Source organism: Novosphingobium sp. BL-S-33 (assembly GCF_056857025.1).
Genome location: NZ_CM166474.1, coordinates 721148 through 739131 on the forward strand (window position 1 = coordinate 721148; position 17984 = coordinate 739131).

Annotated in this window: 20 protein-coding genes; 11 read left to right on the top strand and 9 right to left on the bottom strand. The window is 65.7% G+C overall.

Going from position 1 to position 17984, the window contains the following annotated elements; genetic code table 11:
- Positions 1–13: 13 nt before the first annotated feature.
- The 3 genes from lptE to AC1VVM_RS03270 form a co-directional block, all read right to left on the bottom strand.
- Positions 14–511, bottom strand: coding sequence for an LPS assembly lipoprotein LptE (lptE, locus tag AC1VVM_RS03260; protein ID WP_132389699.1), 498 nt, complete (start codon positions 509–511; stop codon positions 14–16).
- Positions 508–3039 (bottom strand): leucine--tRNA ligase, encoded by a 2532-nt coding sequence (gene leuS / locus AC1VVM_RS03265; protein ID WP_482902753.1) that lies wholly within the window; start codon positions 3037–3039, stop codon positions 508–510. Before leuS ends, lptE begins: the two co-directional genes overlap by 4 nt.
- Before the next feature lie 77 nt (positions 3040–3116).
- Positions 3117–3593 carry a DUF3576 domain-containing protein gene (locus AC1VVM_RS03270; protein WP_132390542.1) on the bottom strand — a complete coding sequence of 159 codons (477 nt, stop codon included), beginning with the start codon at positions 3591–3593 and terminating at the stop codon, positions 3117–3119.
- A gap of 326 nt (positions 3594–3919) precedes the next feature.
- On the opposite strand from AC1VVM_RS03270, the gene AC1VVM_RS03275 reads away from it, so the two are divergent.
- Complete coding sequence (locus tag AC1VVM_RS03275) at positions 3920–4690, top strand: hypothetical protein (protein ID WP_132389695.1); 771 nt, start codon at positions 3920–3922, stop codon at positions 4688–4690.
- Between the two features lie 169 nt (positions 4691–4859).
- On the top strand, positions 4860–5582 hold the full coding sequence (phbB, locus tag AC1VVM_RS03280; protein WP_132389693.1) for an acetoacetyl-CoA reductase: 723 nt from the start codon (positions 4860–4862) through the stop codon (positions 5580–5582).
- Between the two features lie 55 nt (positions 5583–5637).
- Here the strand turns inward: phbB and AC1VVM_RS03285 are convergent, their stop codons facing one another.
- The 3 genes from AC1VVM_RS03285 to AC1VVM_RS03295 are packed head-to-tail and all read right to left on the bottom strand — an operon-like array spanning position 5638 to position 7488.
- Complete coding sequence (locus AC1VVM_RS03285) at positions 5638–5964, bottom strand: YnfA family protein (RefSeq protein WP_482902754.1); 327 nt, start codon at positions 5962–5964, stop codon at positions 5638–5640.
- Complete coding sequence (locus tag AC1VVM_RS03290; protein ID WP_482955837.1) at positions 5961–6398, bottom strand: HIT domain-containing protein; 438 nt, start codon at positions 6396–6398, stop codon at positions 5961–5963. Before AC1VVM_RS03290 ends, AC1VVM_RS03285 begins: the two co-directional genes overlap by 4 nt.
- 25 nt (positions 6399–6423) lie before the next feature.
- Positions 6424–7488, bottom strand: coding sequence for a CDP-alcohol phosphatidyltransferase family protein (locus AC1VVM_RS03295; RefSeq protein WP_482955838.1), 1065 nt, complete (start codon positions 7486–7488; stop codon positions 6424–6426).
- 298 nt (positions 7489–7786) lie between these two features.
- On the opposite strand from AC1VVM_RS03295, the gene AC1VVM_RS03300 reads away from it, so the two are divergent.
- From AC1VVM_RS03300 to AC1VVM_RS03310, 3 genes are all read left to right on the top strand, one after another.
- Positions 7787–8833, top strand: coding sequence for a diacylglycerol/lipid kinase family protein (locus tag AC1VVM_RS03300; protein ID WP_132389685.1), 1047 nt, complete (start codon positions 7787–7789; stop codon positions 8831–8833).
- A gap of 80 nt (positions 8834–8913) precedes the next feature.
- Positions 8914–9840 carry a hypothetical protein gene (locus tag AC1VVM_RS03305; protein WP_482955839.1) on the top strand — a complete coding sequence of 309 codons (927 nt, stop codon included), beginning with the start codon at positions 8914–8916 and terminating at the stop codon, positions 9838–9840.
- A complete protein-coding gene (locus AC1VVM_RS03310) occupies positions 9837–10616 on the top strand; it encodes a nucleotidyltransferase family protein (protein ID WP_482902758.1) in 780 nt (259 codons plus the stop codon). Before AC1VVM_RS03305 ends, AC1VVM_RS03310 begins: the two co-directional genes overlap by 4 nt.
- Positions 10617–10657: 41 nt before the next feature.
- Here AC1VVM_RS03310 and AC1VVM_RS03315 read toward each other — a convergent pair whose 3' ends face one another.
- Positions 10658–11179 (bottom strand): DUF2141 domain-containing protein, encoded by a 522-nt coding sequence (locus AC1VVM_RS03315; protein WP_482902759.1) that lies wholly within the window; start codon positions 11177–11179, stop codon positions 10658–10660.
- A gap of 259 nt (positions 11180–11438) precedes the next feature.
- Here AC1VVM_RS03315 and rpe point away from each other — a divergent pair, with 259 nt between their 5' ends.
- The 6 genes from rpe (at position 11439) to AC1VVM_RS03345 (ending at position 16898) form a co-directional block, all read left to right on the top strand.
- Positions 11439–12101: a ribulose-phosphate 3-epimerase gene (gene rpe, locus AC1VVM_RS03320; protein WP_132389677.1), complete on the top strand. Its 663-nt coding sequence runs from the start codon at positions 11439–11441 to the stop codon at positions 12099–12101.
- Positions 12102–12105: 4 nt separating this feature from the next.
- Positions 12106–14058, top strand: a complete 1953-nt coding sequence (locus AC1VVM_RS03325) for a heparinase II/III family protein (RefSeq protein WP_482902760.1) — start codon at positions 12106–12108, stop codon at positions 14056–14058.
- 136 nt (positions 14059–14194) lie between these two features.
- Positions 14195–15787 (top strand): bifunctional phosphoribosylaminoimidazolecarboxamide formyltransferase/IMP cyclohydrolase, encoded by a 1593-nt coding sequence (gene purH, locus AC1VVM_RS03330; RefSeq protein ID WP_482902761.1) that lies wholly within the window; start codon positions 14195–14197, stop codon positions 15785–15787.
- A 22-nt stretch (positions 15788–15809) separates the two neighbouring features.
- Positions 15810–16031 (top strand): hypothetical protein, encoded by a 222-nt coding sequence (locus AC1VVM_RS03335; protein WP_482955840.1) that lies wholly within the window; start codon positions 15810–15812, stop codon positions 16029–16031.
- A gap of 183 nt (positions 16032–16214) precedes the next feature.
- A complete protein-coding gene (locus tag AC1VVM_RS03340; RefSeq protein WP_482902763.1) occupies positions 16215–16364 on the top strand; it encodes a hypothetical protein in 150 nt (49 codons plus the stop codon).
- Positions 16365–16427: 63 nt separating this feature from the next.
- Positions 16428–16898 carry a Fur family transcriptional regulator gene (locus AC1VVM_RS03345; RefSeq protein WP_482902764.1) on the top strand — a complete coding sequence of 157 codons (471 nt, stop codon included), beginning with the start codon at positions 16428–16430 and terminating at the stop codon, positions 16896–16898.
- 1 nt (position 16899) lies between these two features.
- Here AC1VVM_RS03345 and AC1VVM_RS03350 read toward each other — a convergent pair whose 3' ends face one another.
- The gene (locus AC1VVM_RS03350; RefSeq protein WP_482902765.1) at positions 16900–17463 is read right to left on the bottom strand and encodes a GNAT family N-acetyltransferase; all 564 of its coding nucleotides are present in this window, start codon (positions 17461–17463) and stop codon (positions 16900–16902) included.
- A 38-nt stretch (positions 17464–17501) separates the two neighbouring features.
- Positions 17502–17897 (bottom strand): VOC family protein, encoded by a 396-nt coding sequence (locus AC1VVM_RS03355; RefSeq protein WP_482955841.1) that lies wholly within the window; start codon positions 17895–17897, stop codon positions 17502–17504.
- Positions 17898–17984 lie beyond the last annotated feature (87 nt).

The following is a 17984-nucleotide window of genomic DNA, read 5'->3' on the forward strand; positions in this document are numbered from 1 at the left end:
TTACCGGCGCACGTCACTGGTGCGTATCGCCCCGCAGCCGCAGCGCGACCCCGGTGACGATGCGCGAGGCGACATCCTTGGAGAGGTTTTCGAGCGCGGTCTGCTCGGCCGCGAGCGTCGCATAGTCCGAAGAGACGACGTCAATGCCCGCATCCGATCCGGCAGTGGCGTCGAGGACGATCTCACCGCTCGAAATGTCCACAAGCTGGTAGCGCGCGCGCAAGGTGCGGCGCTCACGTGCGATCGTATCGTCGGACAGCAGCGCCAGGCCTTCAAGCTTGTCGTCGAGGCGGATATCGAGCCGATACTTCGGCGCGACGCCCGCCTTGCCCGAGCCGATCTGATCGACGATGGCATTGCGCACCAGCCAGCCGGCGCGTCCTTCGATCGTCGAGACCTGCACATCGGCAAGCCCGCGCGCAACAGCGCCGTTGCCTCCCCCCGCATACATCGGGGTGAGGCCGCAGCCAGAGAGCAGCACGGCTCCGAGAAGGACGCTCAGGCGCTTCACGCGACGAGATTCACCAGTCGGTCGGGAACGACGATCACTTTTCTCACCTCGGCGCCATCCAGTGCACGCTGCACTTTCTCGCTGGCAAGGGCAAGCGCTTCAAGCTCTTCCTTCGAAGTGCCCTTGGCGACGGTCAGCGTATCGCGCAGCTTGCCCTTCACTTGGACAGCCACGGTCACTTCGTCCTCGACCAGCAGCGCCGGATCGACTTCGGGCCATGTCGCCTGCGCCACGAGGCCTTCGCCGAACGTGGCGAACGCTTCTTCGGCGAGGTGCGGCATCATCGGCGAGACGAGCAGCAGAACCGTGCGGATCGCGTTCGAACGGCTGGCCGACGGGGCCGCCTTTTCGACTGCGCCGGTCAGTTCGTAGATGCGCGCCACGGCCTTGTTGAAGCCCAGCGATTCGATATCCGAAGCCACCGCCGCCACCGTCTGGTGCGCCTTACGGTCGATCGCCTTGTCCTCGCCCTCTGCCGCAGCATCGTACTGGGCGAACAGACGCCACAGGCGCTGGACGAAGCGGCCGCAGCCTTCGATACCGGCTTCCGACCAAGGCAGGTCGCGCTCCGGCGGGCTGTCGGACAGCATGAACCAGCGGATCGCGTCGGCGCCGTAAGTCGCGACGATCTCATCGGGATCGACGACGTTCTTCTTCGACTTCGACATCTTGATGACGCGGCCGATCTCGACCGGGGCGCCATCGGCCTTCAGCGTTGCACTTTCGCTGCCGCGCTCGATCTCGCCGGGCGAGAAGTAGACCGGCTGGCCATTGGCATCGTTGATGCGGAAGTAGGTCTCGTGCGTGACCATGCCCTGCGTGAACAGGCTGGCGAAGGGCTCCTTCACCTCGACCTTGCCGATGCGGGCCAGCGCGCGCGTCCAGAAGCGGGCGTAGAGCAAGTGCAGGATCGCATGCTCGATGCCGCCGATGTACTGTTCCACTGGAAGCCATTCGGCGATCTTGGCCGGATCGAACGGGCGATCCTCGGGCTGGCTGGCGAAGCGCAGGAAGTACCACGAAGAGTCGACGAAAGTGTCGAGCGTGTCGGTCTCGCGGCGGGCGGCGTGGCCGCACTGCGGGCAATCGACATGCTTCCAGGTCGGGTGGCGGACCAGCGGGTTGCCGGGGGTCGAGAAATCGACATCCTCGGGCAGCGTGACCGGCAGGTGCTTCTTGGGCACCGGCACCACGCCGCAAACCTCGCAGTGGATGAACGGGATCGGCGTGCCCCAATAGCGCTGGCGCGAAACGCCCCAGTCGCGCAGGCGCCACACGGTTTTGCCCTCACCCCAGCCTTCGGCCTCGGCGCGCGCGATGACGGCGGCCTTGGCGTCCTTCACGGCCATGCCGTTGAGGAAGTCGGAATGGACGCAAACGCCGTCACCAGCCTCGGACTCACCGTCGAACGGCTTGTCGGCATCGGCCTCGCTCGCCGCGACGACGCGCAAGATCGGCAAGCCGTACTTGGTGGCGAATTCGAAGTCGCGCTGGTCGTGGCCCGGAACGGCCATGACCGCGCCGGTGCCGTAGTCCATCAGCACGAAGTTGGCGATGTAGACCGGCAGATCGGCGCCCGTGAACGGGTGCCTGGCCTTGATGCCGGTATCGAAGCCCAGCTTCTCCGCGGTTTCCAGTTCGGCCGCAGTGGTGCCGCCCTGCTTGCACAGCGCGATGAATTCCTCGACCTCGGGGCGGCCGACGGCAGCGGCCTGCGCGATCGGGTGATCGGCGGCGACGGCCACGAAGCTGGCGCCGAAGATGGTGTCGGGACGGGTGGAGTAGACTTCCACCGAACCGATGCCGCCGATTTCGGCGGTCAGGTTGAACTTGAACTGCAGGCCCTGCGACTTGCCAATCCAGTTCTCCTGCATCGTGCGGACCTTCTCGGGCCACTTGTCGAGCGTGGAGAGACCTTCCAGCAGCTCGTCCGCGAAGTCGGTGATCTTGAGGAACCACTGGGAGAGCTTGCGCTTCTCCACCAGCGCGCCCGAGCGCCAGCCGCGCCCGTCGATCACCTGCTCGTTGGCGAGCACGGTCTGGTCGACCGGATCCCAGTTGACCGCCGATTCCTTGCGGTAGACCAGGCCGTTCTCATAGAGATCGATGAACAGCGCCTGCTCGTGGCCGTAGTAGTCCGGCTCGCAGGTCGCGATTTCGCGGCTCCAGTCGAGCGCGAAACCGAGGCGCTTCAGCTGCGCCTTCATGTTGGCGATGTTCTCGCGCGTCCAGCCGCCGGGGTGAACGCCCTTTTCCATCGCCGCATTCTCGGCAGGCATGCCGAACGCGTCCCAGCCCATCGGGTGGAGCACTTCGTGCCCGGTCATGCGCTTGTACCGCGCCAGCACGTCGCCCATCGTGTAGTTGCGCACGTGGCCGATATGGATGCGCCCCGAAGGATAGGGGAACATCTCAAGCACGAAGCTGCGGGGCTTCGACGAAGTGTCGTCAGCCTTGAAGCACTGGGCTTCGTCCCACGCAGCCTGCCAGCGCGTGTCCGCCTGAGCCGGATCGAACCGCTCGGTCATCTTAATCGAGTCTCCTGCGGGCACACGATCGCCCGCGAAATTGGGTCTGCGGACACATATTCGCCCGCAGACGGGGATCAGTTGCCCATCGAGTTGCGGCGAAGGTCGCGGGCGCGGGTGAGGATGATGTCCTCAAGCTTCTGCACCGTCGCGGCCTGAACCGGCGCCGCCGTCCAGCCGCCGTTCGCGGCCACTTCGCGCTGCGCGGTAACGCGCAGGGCATCGGCGCGCAGATCCTTGTCGAGGATCATCACGGTAACCTTGACGCGCTCGGTCGGGCTCTTGGGATTGGTGTACCAGTCGGTGACGATCACGCCGCCGGCGCTGTCCGACTGGAGAAGCGGCATGAACGACAGCGAATCGAGGCTTGCGCGCCACAGGTAGCTGTTGACGCCGATCGTGGTCACCATCGAAGGTGCCACGGCTGCCGACTTCACCTGCTTTTCCTTACGGCCGCCACCGCAGCCTGCCAGCGCAAGCGCCGCAACGGCACAAAAACCCGCAGTTGCCAGCGATCGAGCGGAGAAGAGGCCCTTGTCGGTGCTGCCTGTCATGTCGTTTCCAGTTCCTGTCTCGGCGTCGATCCGCCGGAACATCCGGTGGTAGCCATCCATCGCCTCTATAACCGCCGTTGCCCGGGCGGCAAGTGCGCCCGCATCGGCAAGCCGGCTAAACGGCAAGAGTGCTAAACGCCACATGAACGCGTTGCTTATCCGGGATCTGCGCTTATCCGATATCTGCCATGTCTCGCACCGATGACCTCTCCCGCGCGCGATCATCCTGTGTTAAGGTGCCGGAGCGAGGATGGCCGCGCATGCCGACCGGGCCGAAGCTGGCCCAGCGGCAAAAACAGGGTGGAAGGACCTTCAGGGACGTTACGATGGAAAAGGACCGCGCACGCACGTCGAAAGGCGGCATGAAGGCGAGCCTGATGCTTGCCGGCTGCGTGACCGTGCTCGCCCTGCCGAGCGCCGTACTCGCCTTTTCGACCAGCTTGCGTGCGGTACAGCCGCATGCGGACTCGGCCGTCGATTCGCTCGATCCCGACACCACGAACGAGAACCTGCTGCGCGTGATCGCGATGCGCTCGCTGAGCAAAGGCCAGCCGTTTCCGTTTACTCCGGCCGGCACCCCCAATCGTCCGGATCGCGCCTTGACCGTGGCGGTCCGCGTCGATTCAGAGGCGGCCAAGTCGATCATTGTCGTCCACAATCGCATTCAGGTCGCGCGTGACGATACCAATGTCGGCACGCTGCGCATCGCCCCGGCGGCCTTCAACCTGGGCGTTGCGCGCGGGTACCAGAACTTCTCGCCCGACACGGCGGCGGCGCAACCGGCACCGACGGCCCACACGCTGACCGACGCGCCCGAACTGCGCAAGTTCAGCCTTACCGCAGGCACGGCCGAACCAGCTGAATCGCGCTTTGCCCCGCGCATCTCTATCGACGAGAAGCGCCCCTCGGGCCGCGCGCCGCATACGTTCGCGGGCGAATCCGGTGAAGTCGACGTGGGCGGTGCTTATCGCCTGACCAAGAACCTCGATGTCACGGCGGGCGTGCGCTATTCGCAAGACCGCGAGCGCCTGATGCCGCTGACCGACGGCAAGCTGGATTCGCAGGCAATCTACCTGGGCACCCAGTTCCGCTTCTGACGCGTCCGCCATGGCAGGCGGCAGTTTACATCCATGCAATTTCGATTGCGCTTGTCGCAATCATTTCGGCGCAAAATTGCTGGCTCCGGAATGGGGTTACGCTTGCCCTCCTCCCGCGCATTTCCTAGCCTGCCTGCCGGTGGATGTGCACTGAAGCGAAAGGCTTGATATGGCGCGTGTTGCGATCGTTACCGGCGGAACCAGGGGCATTGGCGAGGCTATCTCGCTGGCGCTCAAGGAACGCGGTCATACCGTTGTTGCAAATTACGCAGGCAATGAGGAGAAGGCGCGGGCCTTCACCGAAAAGACCGGCATCCCCGCTGTCCGGTGGGATGTGGGCGACCATGAAGCCACGCTCAAGGGCGTTGCCGATGTGGTCGAGAAGTTCGGACAGGTCGATATCGTCATCAACAACGCCGGCATCACCCGCGATGGCGTGCTGCACAAGATGACGTTCGACGATTGGAACGATGTCATGCGCATCAACCTCGGCGGCTGTTTCAACATGGCCAAGGCCACCTTCCAGGGCATGCGCGATCGCGGTTGGGGCCGCATCGTCAATATCGGCTCGATCAACGGTCAGGCCGGACAGTACGGGCAGGTCAACTATGCCGCCGCCAAGTCCGGCATCCATGGCTTCACCAAGGCACTGGCGCAGGAAGGCGCCAAGTTCGGCGTCACCGTCAACGCCATCGCGCCGGGCTATATCGATACCGACATGGTGGCCGCAGTGCCGCCCCCGGTGCTGGAAAAGATCGTCGCCAAGATCCCCGTCGGACGCCTTGGCAGCGCTTACGAGATCGCGCGCGGGTGCGCTTTCCTCTGCTCGGAGAATGCCGCGTTCGTCACCGGATCGACCCTGTCGATCAATGGCGGGCAGCACATGTACTAAAATTTCGGATCACCCGCTTTCCTCACGGGAAGCGGGTGATCGCTTTCGTAGCGCGTCAGGCGCGATGCGGTCCCAACAGGATCACCGCCGCGCCGGCAAGACACAAAGCCGCACCGCCCAGATCCCAGCGATCGGGCCTGACGCCCTCCACGGCCCACAGCCACAGAAGCGCGGAGGTGATGTAGATCCCGCCATAGGCCGCATAGGCGCGCCCGGCATTGTCGCTATCGACGAGCGTCAGCAATCCCGCGAAAGTGGCCAGAAGCAGTCCACCGGGGACCAGCCACAGCGTTGACTTGCCCAGTCGCAGCCATGCCCAGAAAGCGTAGCAGCCCCCGATTTCCGCCAGAGCCGCGCCGAAATAGACGATGAAGGACTTCACGCGGGCAGGTTGAAAAAGCCCTTGAGCCACGCGACGAGCGCCGCAAGGTCTTCCCCTTCCAGAGCGACCGCATGGCCCAGATCGGGCACTTTGGGCCAGCCGCAATCGACGAATTCGCGCCCCTGCCATTCACGCGTGCCCTCATAGCGGGGGATCACGTGGAAATGGACATGAGGGTCCACCATCATCAACATCAGGTAATTGAGCTTGGCATAGTCGACCGCTCCGGCCAGCGCCGCTTCGATGGCGGCGCTCGCCTGCTTGAGTTCGGCATGGGCCTCGGTGGGAAGATCGCCGAAGGCCGTGGCCTCGTTCTTCGCCGCCAGCACCAGCGAGCCCAGCGTCGGCTGCGCCGGACGCGCAAGCACGACCCAATGGTCGAATTCAGCGACAAGGCTCGCCGGAAAGCCGAATTTTTCCATCGTCGCGTTCATCGCCAATTCTCCTTCGGCAGGTTGCTCAAGCGTCCGCCAGCCAGGACGTGATCTTGCCGCCCTTCGCGCGCGCGGTCCACGCTTGCACCAGTCGCACCGCGTGGACGAGGCAGGAAATCGCGGTCCACCAGGCCACGGCGATCAGGCCAAGGTCCGGACGCGAAAACAGCATCGAGACGAACAGGATCACCATGTTCGGATTGCGGCGCGCGGTGATCAGGCGGAACCGGCTATCGAACGGGCGCCACACGTGGATGTGCATCATGCCGTTCTGACGCATGAACACGCCCTCGATCAGGCGCTGCACAAGATAACCGCCCTGAATCACGGCCTGCACCAGCCAGAACGTCGTGCTGTCGTAGCCGAGGCCCCAATAGGCAAGTCCGGTCGCCCAGAACCACCACCAGAAGGGCGGGTGGACGAGATCCATGCCGTGATCGAAGACATTGCCCCAGGCCGACGAAGTGATCGTGCAGCGGGCCAGCTTGCCGTCCACGGTATCGAGCACCATGAACACGAGGCCCAGCGCCATGCCCAGCCAATAGTGGCCAAAGGCGAACAGCACCGTGGCGATCACGCAAAACACCGCGCCGACGGTGGTGACCATGTTCGGCGTGATGTGCAGCTTGGCGCAAATGCGCGTCAGCACCAGCGCCCATTCGGGCCACAGGTACTTGGTAAGCAGGTCGGTGACGCCCTTGTAGGCGCCGAAGTAACTGGCCCGCTCGATCGGCCGCACGCTCTCGCGCGTCAGCGCCATCAGGAACGGGGTTTCGCGCTTGCGGAGCTGCTTGTTCTCGATCGTCGGCCCGCTCTCGTAGGCGACAACATCCATTCCGGACGAATCGGTGAGCGGTGCGCCGGCCTTCATGGCCTGGGCGATTCGCGCCGATTGGGCGGAATCGGCAGCATGGGCGAGCGTGGGAACGCCGCCCAGCGTCAGCACCATGCCCGGCCGCTCTGCAACATGGCGGAACCATGCCGGATCCCATGCAAAAGTCGCGTTCGAGAGGATCGCGGCGCCCGCGCCGGGGGATTCGCCGTTCTCGCAGCCATTCGCCCGCGCAATCCGCGCGGTGCGTTGGGTCATTGTAAGACCCCATAGTTTCATGGGGTTATCGCCAATGGTGACGACGACAGGACGGGATTGGGGGGAGTTTTCCGTATCGGCCATGGCCTTGGCCGTAATCTGTCGGGACCGATTTGGAAATCCGGCAAAGCGACCATCATTTCGGCAGCTTGCGCCGCGTGCATTTTCAGCTTGCAGTAAATGCGCAATTTGTTGCCGGAATTTCAACGCCCGAAAAACCGCCATAGAACTGTAACTTGAATGTGTCAGGGAATGTTTCTTGGTGATTTCCGGGGCGGGTGCCATTACATAGACGCCCGTGTACGGAACGATTTACGAATTCGAAACGCTGCCGACCATCGGTGAGCAGGCCCCTCAAAGGGTCGCGCGTCCGGCGCGCCAAGCGCGTCGGGGCCGTGCGGTTCCGCTCGTCGGCATCATTCGCAATCCGCGCAGCCATCGCAACAAGGGCAATGCGCCCGAGATGGCCGATTGCTCCAACATCCTGACGGAAACGCCGCGCACCCGCACCGATCTCTATCGCGTGCTGGAAGGCTTTGCGCAACGCGGGATCGACTACCTTGTGGTCGACGGCGGCGACGGCACCGTGCGCGATGTGCTGACTTGCGGCGCCGATGTGTTCGGCGATCAGTGGCCGACGTTCATGGTCCTGCCCAAGGGCAAGACCAATGCACTGGCAATCGACCTTGGCCTGCCGACCCACTGGTCGCTGGCCGAAGCGCTCGCGGCGGCGCATCGCGGCAACACGCTGGTGCGCAGCCCGCTGCGCGTCTCTTCGAAGGACGGCAGCGCGGGCTGCATCCAGGGCTTCATCCTGGGCACCGGCGCATTCGCGCTGGCGACTGAGGCCGGCCAGGAAGCACACCGTCGCGGTGCCTTCAACAGCTTCGCCGTGGGCCTGACCGTGCTCTGGGGCATCATCCAGACGCTGTTCGGCCGCGCCGGTAATCCCTGGCGCTCCAGCACGCCGACGCGCCTGATCGACCATCGCAGCGGACGTGACCTGCCGTATGACGGCCGGGGCAATCCCGACGAGCGCTTCATGGCGGTCGCCACCACGTTCGAGAAGTTCCCGCTGGGCGCGAAGCCGTTCGGCCGCAATGTCGCAGCCGGCATGAAGCTGGCGGTGATCGACTGGCCGGTGCGCTGGATCGTCGCGCTGTTGCCGCTGATCATGATGTTCGGCCTTGGCGGCAAGTTCCTCGACCGTCGCGGCGCCCACCGCTTCGCGACCCGGGCGATCGACCTCGACATCGGCGGGTCGTTCATCCTCGATGGCGAGGTTTTCCCGGCCGGCGACTACGTGCTTGAAGAAGGCCCGCAAATCACGTTCGTGGTGCCCTGAACCCGCCAAAGCGCCGGCCTCGATATCGTCCGATCTGCGGTGCTTGATTTCGGGGCAGGCATGCCCGAGAGCATGACGTCATGACTGAAGTCTACGGCCAGCCACTTGAAGCGCGGGTGCGGGCGGCGCTGGACCGCCCCGTGGTGGCGGAAGTGCGCGCCTTTGCCGAGCGGCTCGCGCGCGCCACGCCGGGAACGGCGGCAGTGCTGTTCTACGGATCCAATCTGCGCACCGGCTCACTGGAAGGCGTGCTTGATTTCTACGTGCTGACCGAAGGCCCGCAGGTCGAGAAGATCTGGCCGCGCGTCAGCTATCATGAATGGGAGCGCGAGGGAGTCACCCTGCGCGCCAAAGTCGCGACAATGGCGCTGGAGACGTTCCGCGCCGCTGCGGCGGGCGAACTGGTCGATACCACGATCTGGGCCCGCTTCGTCCAGCCGAGCGGCCTTGCCTGGCAGCGTGACGCGGATGCCGCCCTGCGTGTCGCCCAAGCGGTATCGGGCGCGGCGCGCACGGCCAGCCGTCTTGCGGTGGCGCTCGGGCCCGCGAAAGGCACCGCAGAGGATTACTGGCGCGCCTTGTTTCGCGCGACTTACGCGGCCGAATTCCGTGTCGAGAAGGCGGGCCGCGAGGATTCCATCCTCTCGGTGAATCGCGAACATTTCGACGGACTTTTGCCGCTCGCACTGGCGGCGGACGGAATCGCTTTCACCCGCGAATCCGAGGGTATGATCTGCCCGCAGCTCCCCGAAAACGAGCGGCAGAAGATACTCGGCTGGTGGGCGCATCGCCGCCGGCTCGGCAAGCCGTACAACGTGCTCCGCCTGCTCAAGGCCTCGACCACCTTCGAAGGAGCCGCACGCTATGCCGCCTGGAAAATCGAGCGCCACACCGGGATTCCCGTGCGCCTGACGCCTTGGCGGGAACGTCATCCGGTGCTCGCGGCACCGGGCGTGCTCTGGCAGGTCTGGCGCGCGAAGAAGGCGCGCGAGCGCAGCGCGGCATGACTCCGGAGCATCGCCCCCACGCCGCGCTCGTGCTGGCCGGATCGCGCCCCGGCGCCCCCGATCCCGTCGCCGCAAGCGAGGGCACCAGCCACAAGGCGCTGGTCGAAATCGCCGGCAAGCCGATGCTTGCACATGTGGTGGATGCCCTGAAGGGGAGCCGGGTCGAGCGCATTGCCGTGGTCGCCAACGACCCGGCCGTGGTGGCTCTGGCGCAGCAACTGGGCTGCGAAGTCATTCCCGCCGAAGCGGGGCCCAGCGCCAGCGTTGCCGCCGGTCTGGCCCGGCTTGGCGCGCCGATGCTGGTGACGACATCGGACCATGCCCTTTTGCGCAGCGAGTGGGTCGACAATTTCATTGCCGACACCCCGGAAGACGCCGATGTCGCGGTATTGCTGGCCCGGCGCGAGGCGATCGAGCTGGCCATGCCGGGATCGAAGCGCACCTATCTGCGCTTTGCCGATGGCCACTGGTCCGGCTGCAACCTGTTCCTGCTGAACACCCCCCGGGCTGAAACGGCGATCGACACCTGGAAGCTTGTCGAGGCCGATCGCAAGCGCCCCTGGCGCATTGCCGCGCGGCTCGGGCCCGGCATTCTGATCGGCTATGCGCTGGGCCGCCTGACGCTGGCCTCTGCACTGGCGCGGCTGGGCAGCAAGATCGGCGTGACCGCGCGGCTCGTGGCCGCGCGCGACGGATTGGCGGCGGTCGATGTCGACAAACCGTCGGATCTGGCCGACGCCCGCGCGATCCTTTCAGAGCGACCCGAACGGCACTGAACCATACATGGGCCGGTCCTTAACGGCACCGGCCCGAAAAATCACATGTAGCGCATCTGGATGCGGATCGACTTCACTTCGTTACCCACCGCGACCCCGACCTTCGAGTAGCTCGGCTTGCCGAGATTGAAGATGTTGATCGAGGGGTTGTTCGACATCGCGCCGCCGTCGGTGCCGATGTCGGTCTTGCCATTGCCGTCAACGTCATGGCGGACGGCGATCCCGAACGTCCCGGTTGCCGGGAGCGGCACGCAGAACGTCATCGACCCGGCCCGCGCCGGAGTCTCGATGCGCGAGATCCACCGGCCCGCCTGCAACCAGTCGTCGGGCGTGGCGCGGTAGCTCTGGACCCGGATCGTGCCCGAGGAGGACTTGATGCCGTCCACCGTCACCATCAGCGCCGGCCCGCGGTCGGCCCGGCACTGGCTCAGGTCGTTGCGGATTTCCTCATGGCCGCGCACGGCCGCGCCGGCCGATGCCGCGAGTCCCAGCATGCCCAGCCCCGCCAGAACGGCAACCGTGCGCCGGGCGCCACGCGAATGATGCGAAAGTGTCGTCTTCATCGGTCCTGTGACCTCGTCCATCTAACCCAATCGGCGTTCGCAGACCTTGGAAACCGCCTGCGCGCGCTTTCATTTCAGGGGGGCGAATTGGCAGCAAGGCCGTGAATGCACTCTGAATTGAGAATTCACAATGGGACATCCCCGCGCGACCACGGCATAGGGCGCGCCGCGCCATATCGCGTGTGGAAAAGACCGGGGTGCCGCTTGTCCCCACTACATATGGTGTCTTATTCTTGCACATGAGGAGTATCGAATTTCCATGACCGTCCCCCTGATCTCGCCGTCGATCCTTTCCGCCGACTTTGCCCGCCTGGGCGAGGAAGTGCGCGCGGTCGATGAAGCGGGTGCCGACTGGATCCATGTCGACGTGATGGACGGCCACTTCGTTCCCAACATCACCATCGGCCCCGCCGTGGTGAAGGCGCTGCGCCCGCATTCGGCCAAAGTGTTCGACGTGCACCTGATGATCTCCCCGGTCGATTCCTTCCTTGAGGATTTCGCCGCTGCCGGGGCCGACATCATCACCGTGCACCCCGAAGCCGGCCCGCACGTCCATCGCACCGTCCAGAAGATCAAGTCGCTGGGCAAGAAGGCGGGCATCTCGCTGAACCCGGCCACGCCCGCCAAGATGCTGGACTACCTGATCGACGAGATCGACCTTGTCCTCATCATGAGCGTCAACCCCGGTTTCGGCGGCCAGAGCTTCATCTCCAGCCAGCTTCGCAAGATCGAGGCGGTGCGCAAGATGATCGACAAGTCGGGCCGCGAGATCCTGATCGAGGTCGATGGCGGCGTCGATGCCAAGACCGCGCCGCTCTGCGTTTCCGCCGGTGCCGACGTGCTGGTGGCGGGATCCGCCACGTTCCGGGGCGGCCCATCGCAATATGCCGCCAATATCCGGGCACTCAAGGGACTGGACTGAGACTTTGGCCACAACCGCCCATCCGCGCTTCAGAACCGGCTATCCGGTCGCGGATCGGGCGGGCAACCCGGGCCCGCTGACGGCCGCCGAGGAGAGTGCGTTGCACGGTGCATTGGAACAGGGCCTGACCACAGAGCCCGACATCACCGAATTCTCCCCGGAGACGCGGCCGGATCGTCATAACGATCTCTCGCCCGGTCTTTCAGGCGATCCCCAGATCGACGTGCGGATCGAAACCGGCCGCAACCTTGCGCTTGCCGATTTCTCGCCGCCCGCCACCGGCGCGGCGGATCGCTTCATCCGTTTCGCCTATCGCCTGGGCATTCCGGCAACGATGCTGACGTCGCCGCTGGGCCGCAAGCCGCGCACGCGCCTGCTTGCCACCGTCAACAATACCCTGCCCGGCAATGGCGCCGCCGGCACCGCGCTGCGCGCCGGGCACTTCCTTGTCCACGGCGCCAGGACGCCGATCGCGCAAGTCGACTATGCGGGCGCGGCGCGCGTCACGCCGCCGCTCGAACGCGTGGTGCACAGCTTCTCGTGGCTGACCGACCTCGAAGTCTGCGCCCCGCGTGAGCAGTGCATCCCGGTTGCCGAGCGCCTGCTCACCTCCTGGCTTCAGGCCAATCCGGTGCCGCCGTCCAAGCCTGGCAAGGGGCCTGCCTGGTCGGTCGGCCACACCGGCATGCGGCTGATGAACTGGCTGGCCCATGCCCCGCTGATCCTGTCCGGCGACAAGGCGCTGCGCAACCGCACGCTGGCGCATATCGCCGCGACCGCGCGCTGGCTGGACCGCCGCGTCCACAATGCCGAGGACGGGCTGGCCGAAGTGGCCGGATGGTGCGCGATCATCGCCGCCGGCCTGCTGCTGCCCGATGGCCGCCCGCGCCGCCTTTACGGCGAAGCCGGCCTGATCAAGGCGCTGGGCGACCTGATGGGCGACGATGGCGGCCTGCTTTCGCGCAGTCCGCTGGCGCAGATGGAAGCCATCGCGCTGCTCGTCCGCCTGCGCAATTGCTATCAGGCCACCCGCCGCGATGCGCCGCAGACGATCGAGCGCGTGATCGAGATGCTGGTGCCGCCGCTGCTGGCGCTGACTCACAGCGATGGCTCGCTGGGTTCGTGGCAGGGCGCATGGGCCGTCAGCGCCGCCGATCTCGACCAGCTCATCAAGGCCAGCGGCGTGCGCACCCGCCCGCTGCGCGAAGTGCGTCAATGGGGATACCAGCGCGTGGTCGCGCAGAAGTCGATCCTTCAGTTCGACACCGCGCCGCCGCCACTGCCCGCCCATGCGCGTTATGGTTGCGCCTCGACGCTGGCGTTCGAACTGTCGCACGGCAAGCACCGCCTGATCGTCAATTGCGGCGGGGCCGCCAGCGGCGGCGGGCTTGTCCCGGTCCGGCTGGAACAAGCTCTGCGCGCGACGGCCGCCCATTCGACGATGACGCTGGACGATGCCAATTCCACCGCCGTGCTGATCAACGGCGCGATCGGTTCGGGCGTCAGCGAGGTCGATGTCGATCGCAAGACGTTGGCGCAGGAAAACGGCGGCCAGGCCACCCGGCTTGAGGCCAGCCACAACGGCTATGCCGCGCGCCACGGCCTGACTCACCGCCGCATCCTGATCCTGCGCGATGACGGCACCGAGCTGCGCGGCGAAGACCTGCTGCTGCCGTCCGGCCGCAAGGGCAAGCGCGGCAAAGTCGGCTTCGCGATCCGCTTCCACCTTGGCCCCGACGTCGAAGTATCGCCCACCGTGGACGGTCAGGGCGCGGGCCTTGCCCTGCCCGATGGCAGCTATTGGCAGTTCCGCAGCGCCGCCGGCGAAGTGACCTTGGAGGATTCGCTCTGGGTCGACGGACTCGGCCGCCCGCAGGCCACGCAGCAGCTGGTGATTCAGGGCATGGTTTCGCGCGGCGGCGGAAACTTCGGCTGGCTTCTCAAGAAAATGGGGTGATTTGGGCTGAGGTACGCCACCGGTTGTGCCTTACCCGACTTGCAGCCTTGGCCTTGCCGACTTAGGGGGGCCGACTTAGGGGGCCGACGTAACACGGCGCAACTCCCTGCCCGATCCCATTTGCAAGAGGCCCCTCATGACCGACATCGTCCCGATCCGCCGCGCATTGCTTTCGGTTTCCGACAAGACCGGCCTTGCCGATCTGGGCAAGGCGCTGGCCGCGCGCGGTGTCGAGCTGGTCTCCACCGGCGGCACGGCCAAGGCGCTGCGCGACGCCGGTCTTGAGGTGAAGGACATTTCGGACCTCACCAATTTCCCCGAAATGATGGACGGCCGCGTCAAGACGCTGCACCCCAAGGTTCACGGCGGGTTGCTGGCCGTGCGCGACAATCCGGAACACGCCAAGGCCATGGCCGATCACGAGATCGGCGCGATCGACCTCGTCGTCGTCAATCTCTACCCCTTCGAAGCGACCGTCGCCAAGGGCGCCGACCGTGACGAGATCATCGAGAACATCGACATCGGCGGCCCGTCGATGGTGCGTTCGGCCGCGAAGAACCATGCCTTCGTTGCCATCGTCACCGATCCCAAGGACTATGCCGGCCTGCTGACCGAGCTGGAAACCACCGACGGCGGCACCACCCTGTCGTTCCGCAAGCTGCTGGCCGCGCGCGCCTATGCCCAGACCGCCGCTTACGATTCGATGATCAGCCAGTGGTTCGCCTTCGCCGATCAGGGCCTTGAGTTCCCCGAGATGCTCAGCGTCAACGGCCGTCTGGCCACCACGCTGCGCTATGGCGAGAACCCGCACCAGAAGGCCGCGCTCTACACGCCGGTCGGCCCGTTCACCAAGGGCCTCGCCCAGGGCGAGCAGGTGCAGGGCAAGGAACTGTCCTACAACAACTACAACGACGCCGATGCCGCCTTCGAACTCGCTGCCGAGTTCAAGGGTCAGGATCCGGCCGTGGTCATCGTCAAGCACGCCAACCCTTGCGGCGTGGCGCAGGGCTCCAGCCTGCTGGAAGCCTGGCAGGGCGCGCTGGCCTGTGACGACGTTTCGGCCTTCGGCGGCATCGTTGCGGTGAACACCACGCTCGACGGTCCGACCGCCGAAGCGATCTGCCAGATCTTCACCGAAGTCGTCGTCGCCCCCGACGCCGACGAGGAAGCCCGCGCCTTCTTCGCCAAGAAGAAGAACCTGCGCCTGCTGCTGACCGGTGGCCTGCCCGATCCGCGCCGCCCCGGCCTGACCGTGAAGCCGATCACCGGCGGTCTGCTGGTGCAGGGCCGCGACGCCGGCGCCATCGGCGTGGGCGATCTGAAGGTGGTGACCAAGCGCGCGCCGACCGAGCAGGAACTGAAGGACTGCCTGTTCGCCTGGACCGTGGCCCGCCACGTCAAGTCCAACGCGATCGTCTATGCCAAGGACGGCGTTACCGCCGGCATCGGCGCCGGCCAGATGAACCGCCGCGATTCCTCGCGCATCGCCGCGATGAAGGCAGCGGAAGCGGCCGAGAAGTTCGGCTGGGCGCAGGCGCGCACGGTCGGCTCGGCCGTCGCTTCGGACGCGTTCTTCCCCTTCGCCGACGGTCTGCTGGCCGCCGCCGAGGCGGGCGCCACCGCCGTGATCCAGCCGGGCGGCTCGATCCGTGACGACGAAGTGATCGCCGCTGCCGACGAGGCCGGTCTGGCGATGGTCTTCACCGGCATGCGCCACTTCAAGCACTGAGGATACGGGGAGGAAGGCGCTTATGAGGGTAGATATGAGGGTAGACTGGCTCGGACCGCTGGTCGCCCTTGCCTTCCTTGTCGGCATGGCCGCATCGGCAGTGCTGGTGCGGCTGGGCCGGATCCGGCACCGCGGTACCATTGCCGGTGCCCTTGCCCTGCCCTTCGGCTGCGCCGTGGTTCCGCTGGCGCTGCTGGTGCTGGCATCGCTTGCCCATGGCGCACTGGGCTCGCTCTTCCCTTAGGCGAATCGGCTGCATTCGCCCATTTGCATGACGGTCGCGCGACTGTTCCCGCCATTCATCGCGTCACATTAACCATTCATCGCATAACCCGGGCGGAATACCCCACGTTCACTGGACGGCAAGGCGAATCGGCTCAAGGGGGCCGCACGCAAATTCGTGAACCACTGGATAGCTGCACCGATCATGGGACTCTTCAAGGCCGACTTCTACCGCTTCTTCGCCCTCGGCTTCGGCGGCGGTGCATTGCTGGTGTTCGGCGTGATGGGCCTTGGCCATCACACGCTGTCCGAAAACATCGTGCCGCCCGCGCACGCCGCATCGGTCCAGCGCTGAGAGACCTTCGGGCCGAGCGTTCGGCCCGACCTTTGGATTGCGCCTGCGCCGCCAAGCCCCCATATGGGGAGCATGGCTAGTGCGCACCATCATCACGAACATTCCGGCAAAGGCTTGATCGAAGCCGCTCGCGCCGCTCTTCTCGAAGCGGGCGAGCAGTGGACCGAAATGCGCGCGGACGTGTTCGGCGCGCTGGTCGAGCGGGAACGCCCCGCCTCCGCCTATGACCTTGCCGAAAGCGTTTCGGCGCTGCGCGGCAAGCGGGTCGCACCCAACAGCGTCTATCGCATCCTCGACCTCTTCGTGCGCACCAACCTCGCGCGCCGCGTCGAAAGCGCGAACGCCTATCTGGCCAACAGCCACCCGGGCTGCCAGCACGACTGCATTTTCCTGATCTGCGACGTCTGCGGCCAGGCCGTGCACATCGATGACGACAAGCTGACCGGCGCGCTGGTCGCAGCGGCCCGGCAGGCCGGTTTCGCCGATGTGCGCCCGGTGGTGGAACTGCGCGGCACTTGCGCCGCCTGTAGCTGATCTAAATAGCCTTGCGCATCCGGGCCAGCGGCACCGGGGCACCGCCGGTGGCATCCTCGATCCGCTCGATCACTTCATAGCCCGCAACGCGGTAGAGGGGCTCGCCCGAGCGCGTGCCCATCAGTTCGCAGGTGGTAAATCCCTCGGCACGGGCGCGTTCCTCGCAGTGCGCCAGCAGCGCCCGGCCGACGCCGCGCCGCGCGAAACCCGGATGAGTGTACATCGCCCGCACCCGCGCCGCCTCGCTGGCGGGATCGAGCAGGCGCGGCTCCCGCAGGCCAGCACTGTGATCGCCGCCGTAGAGCGTCGCGCGGCGGCTCCAGCCGCCGCATCCGGCGATCTCGCCATCGATTTCCGCCACGAAATAAGTCCCGTCCTCGACCAACTGGCGGTCGAGCCCCATCACCGCGCGGCTCGATGCGATCTGTTCGGGATCGAGGAAACCCTGCTGCAATTCGCCGATGGCGGCGTCCATCACGGTGGAAAGCTGCGGAAGATCGTCAACGGTGGCGGGACGGATGGAAAGCGACAAGGATAGCTCCTCGGTTGGGGGGAGCCGGTTCATGTCACGATCGCGCCAGCCGCACCAGCCTGACCGCACGCTCAGAATTGCGTGAGACTGAGCACGTTACCATCGGGATCGGGAAACCAGCAGACCCGCGCACCGCCCGGCGCCTGCCAGATACCGTCGGCATCCTGCCCCAAGCCTTCGTAGATATTGAAAGCCACGCCCTTGTCCCGAAGCACGGCAACCGTGGCGCGAATATCGTCCACCGCCCAGCCGAGCACCGTATGCGGCAGCGGCTGGTGGCCGGGAACGGCCGTCAGCCGCATGGTCGTGCCCCCTTCTCCCATCCGGAACGTCACGGCGAAATCGTCCTCCGCCAGCACCGGAAGGTCCAGCGTCTCGGCATAGAAAGCCCGCGCACGATCGCGGTCGGCGGTGGCCACGAAAGCGATGGGATTCGATCGGCTCAGCGGATTCGAAGGGAGATTCATCGGGACCTCCTGCGGGAATCTCTGTATCTTGGACTATTCGCGGCCTATGCGCAGCGGAAAATTCGACACCAGACCAACTCGTGTGTA

Excerpts from the sequence above, each read along its gene's own strand:
- leuS (WP_482902753.1), bottom strand. The coding sequence starts at position 3,039 with ATGACCGAGCGGTTCGATCCGGCTCAGGCGGACACGCGCTGGCAGGCT.
- AC1VVM_RS03270 (WP_132390542.1), bottom strand. The coding sequence starts at position 3,593 with ATGACAGGCAGCACCGACAAGGGCCTCTTCTCCGCTCGATCGCTGGCA.
- AC1VVM_RS03275 (WP_132389695.1), top strand. The coding sequence starts at position 3,920 with ATGGAAAAGGACCGCGCACGCACGTCGAAAGGCGGCATGAAGGCGAGC.
- phbB (WP_132389693.1), top strand. The coding sequence starts at position 4,860 with ATGGCGCGTGTTGCGATCGTTACCGGCGGAACCAGGGGCATTGGCGAG.
- AC1VVM_RS03290 (WP_482955837.1), bottom strand. The coding sequence starts at position 6,398 with ATGAACGCGACGATGGAAAAATTCGGCTTTCCGGCGAGCCTTGTCGCT.
- AC1VVM_RS03295 (WP_482955838.1), bottom strand. The coding sequence starts at position 7,488 with ATGACCCAACGCACCGCGCGGATTGCGCGGGCGAATGGCTGCGAGAAC.
- AC1VVM_RS03305 (WP_482955839.1), top strand. The coding sequence starts at position 8,914 with ATGACTGAAGTCTACGGCCAGCCACTTGAAGCGCGGGTGCGGGCGGCG.
- AC1VVM_RS03310 (WP_482902758.1), top strand. The coding sequence starts at position 9,837 with ATGACTCCGGAGCATCGCCCCCACGCCGCGCTCGTGCTGGCCGGATCG.
- AC1VVM_RS03315 (WP_482902759.1), bottom strand. The coding sequence starts at position 11,179 with ATGAAGACGACACTTTCGCATCATTCGCGTGGCGCCCGGCGCACGGTT.
- rpe (WP_132389677.1), top strand. The coding sequence starts at position 11,439 with ATGACCGTCCCCCTGATCTCGCCGTCGATCCTTTCCGCCGACTTTGCC.
- purH (WP_482902761.1), top strand. The coding sequence starts at position 14,195 with ATGACCGACATCGTCCCGATCCGCCGCGCATTGCTTTCGGTTTCCGAC.
- AC1VVM_RS03335 (WP_482955840.1), top strand. The coding sequence starts at position 15,810 with ATGAGGGTAGATATGAGGGTAGACTGGCTCGGACCGCTGGTCGCCCTT.
- AC1VVM_RS03340 (WP_482902763.1), top strand. The coding sequence starts at position 16,215 with ATGGGACTCTTCAAGGCCGACTTCTACCGCTTCTTCGCCCTCGGCTTC.
- AC1VVM_RS03345 (WP_482902764.1), top strand. The coding sequence starts at position 16,428 with ATGGGGAGCATGGCTAGTGCGCACCATCATCACGAACATTCCGGCAAA.
- AC1VVM_RS03350 (WP_482902765.1), bottom strand. The coding sequence starts at position 17,463 with ATGAACCGGCTCCCCCCAACCGAGGAGCTATCCTTGTCGCTTTCCATC.
- AC1VVM_RS03355 (WP_482955841.1), bottom strand. The coding sequence starts at position 17,897 with ATGAATCTCCCTTCGAATCCGCTGAGCCGATCGAATCCCATCGCTTTC.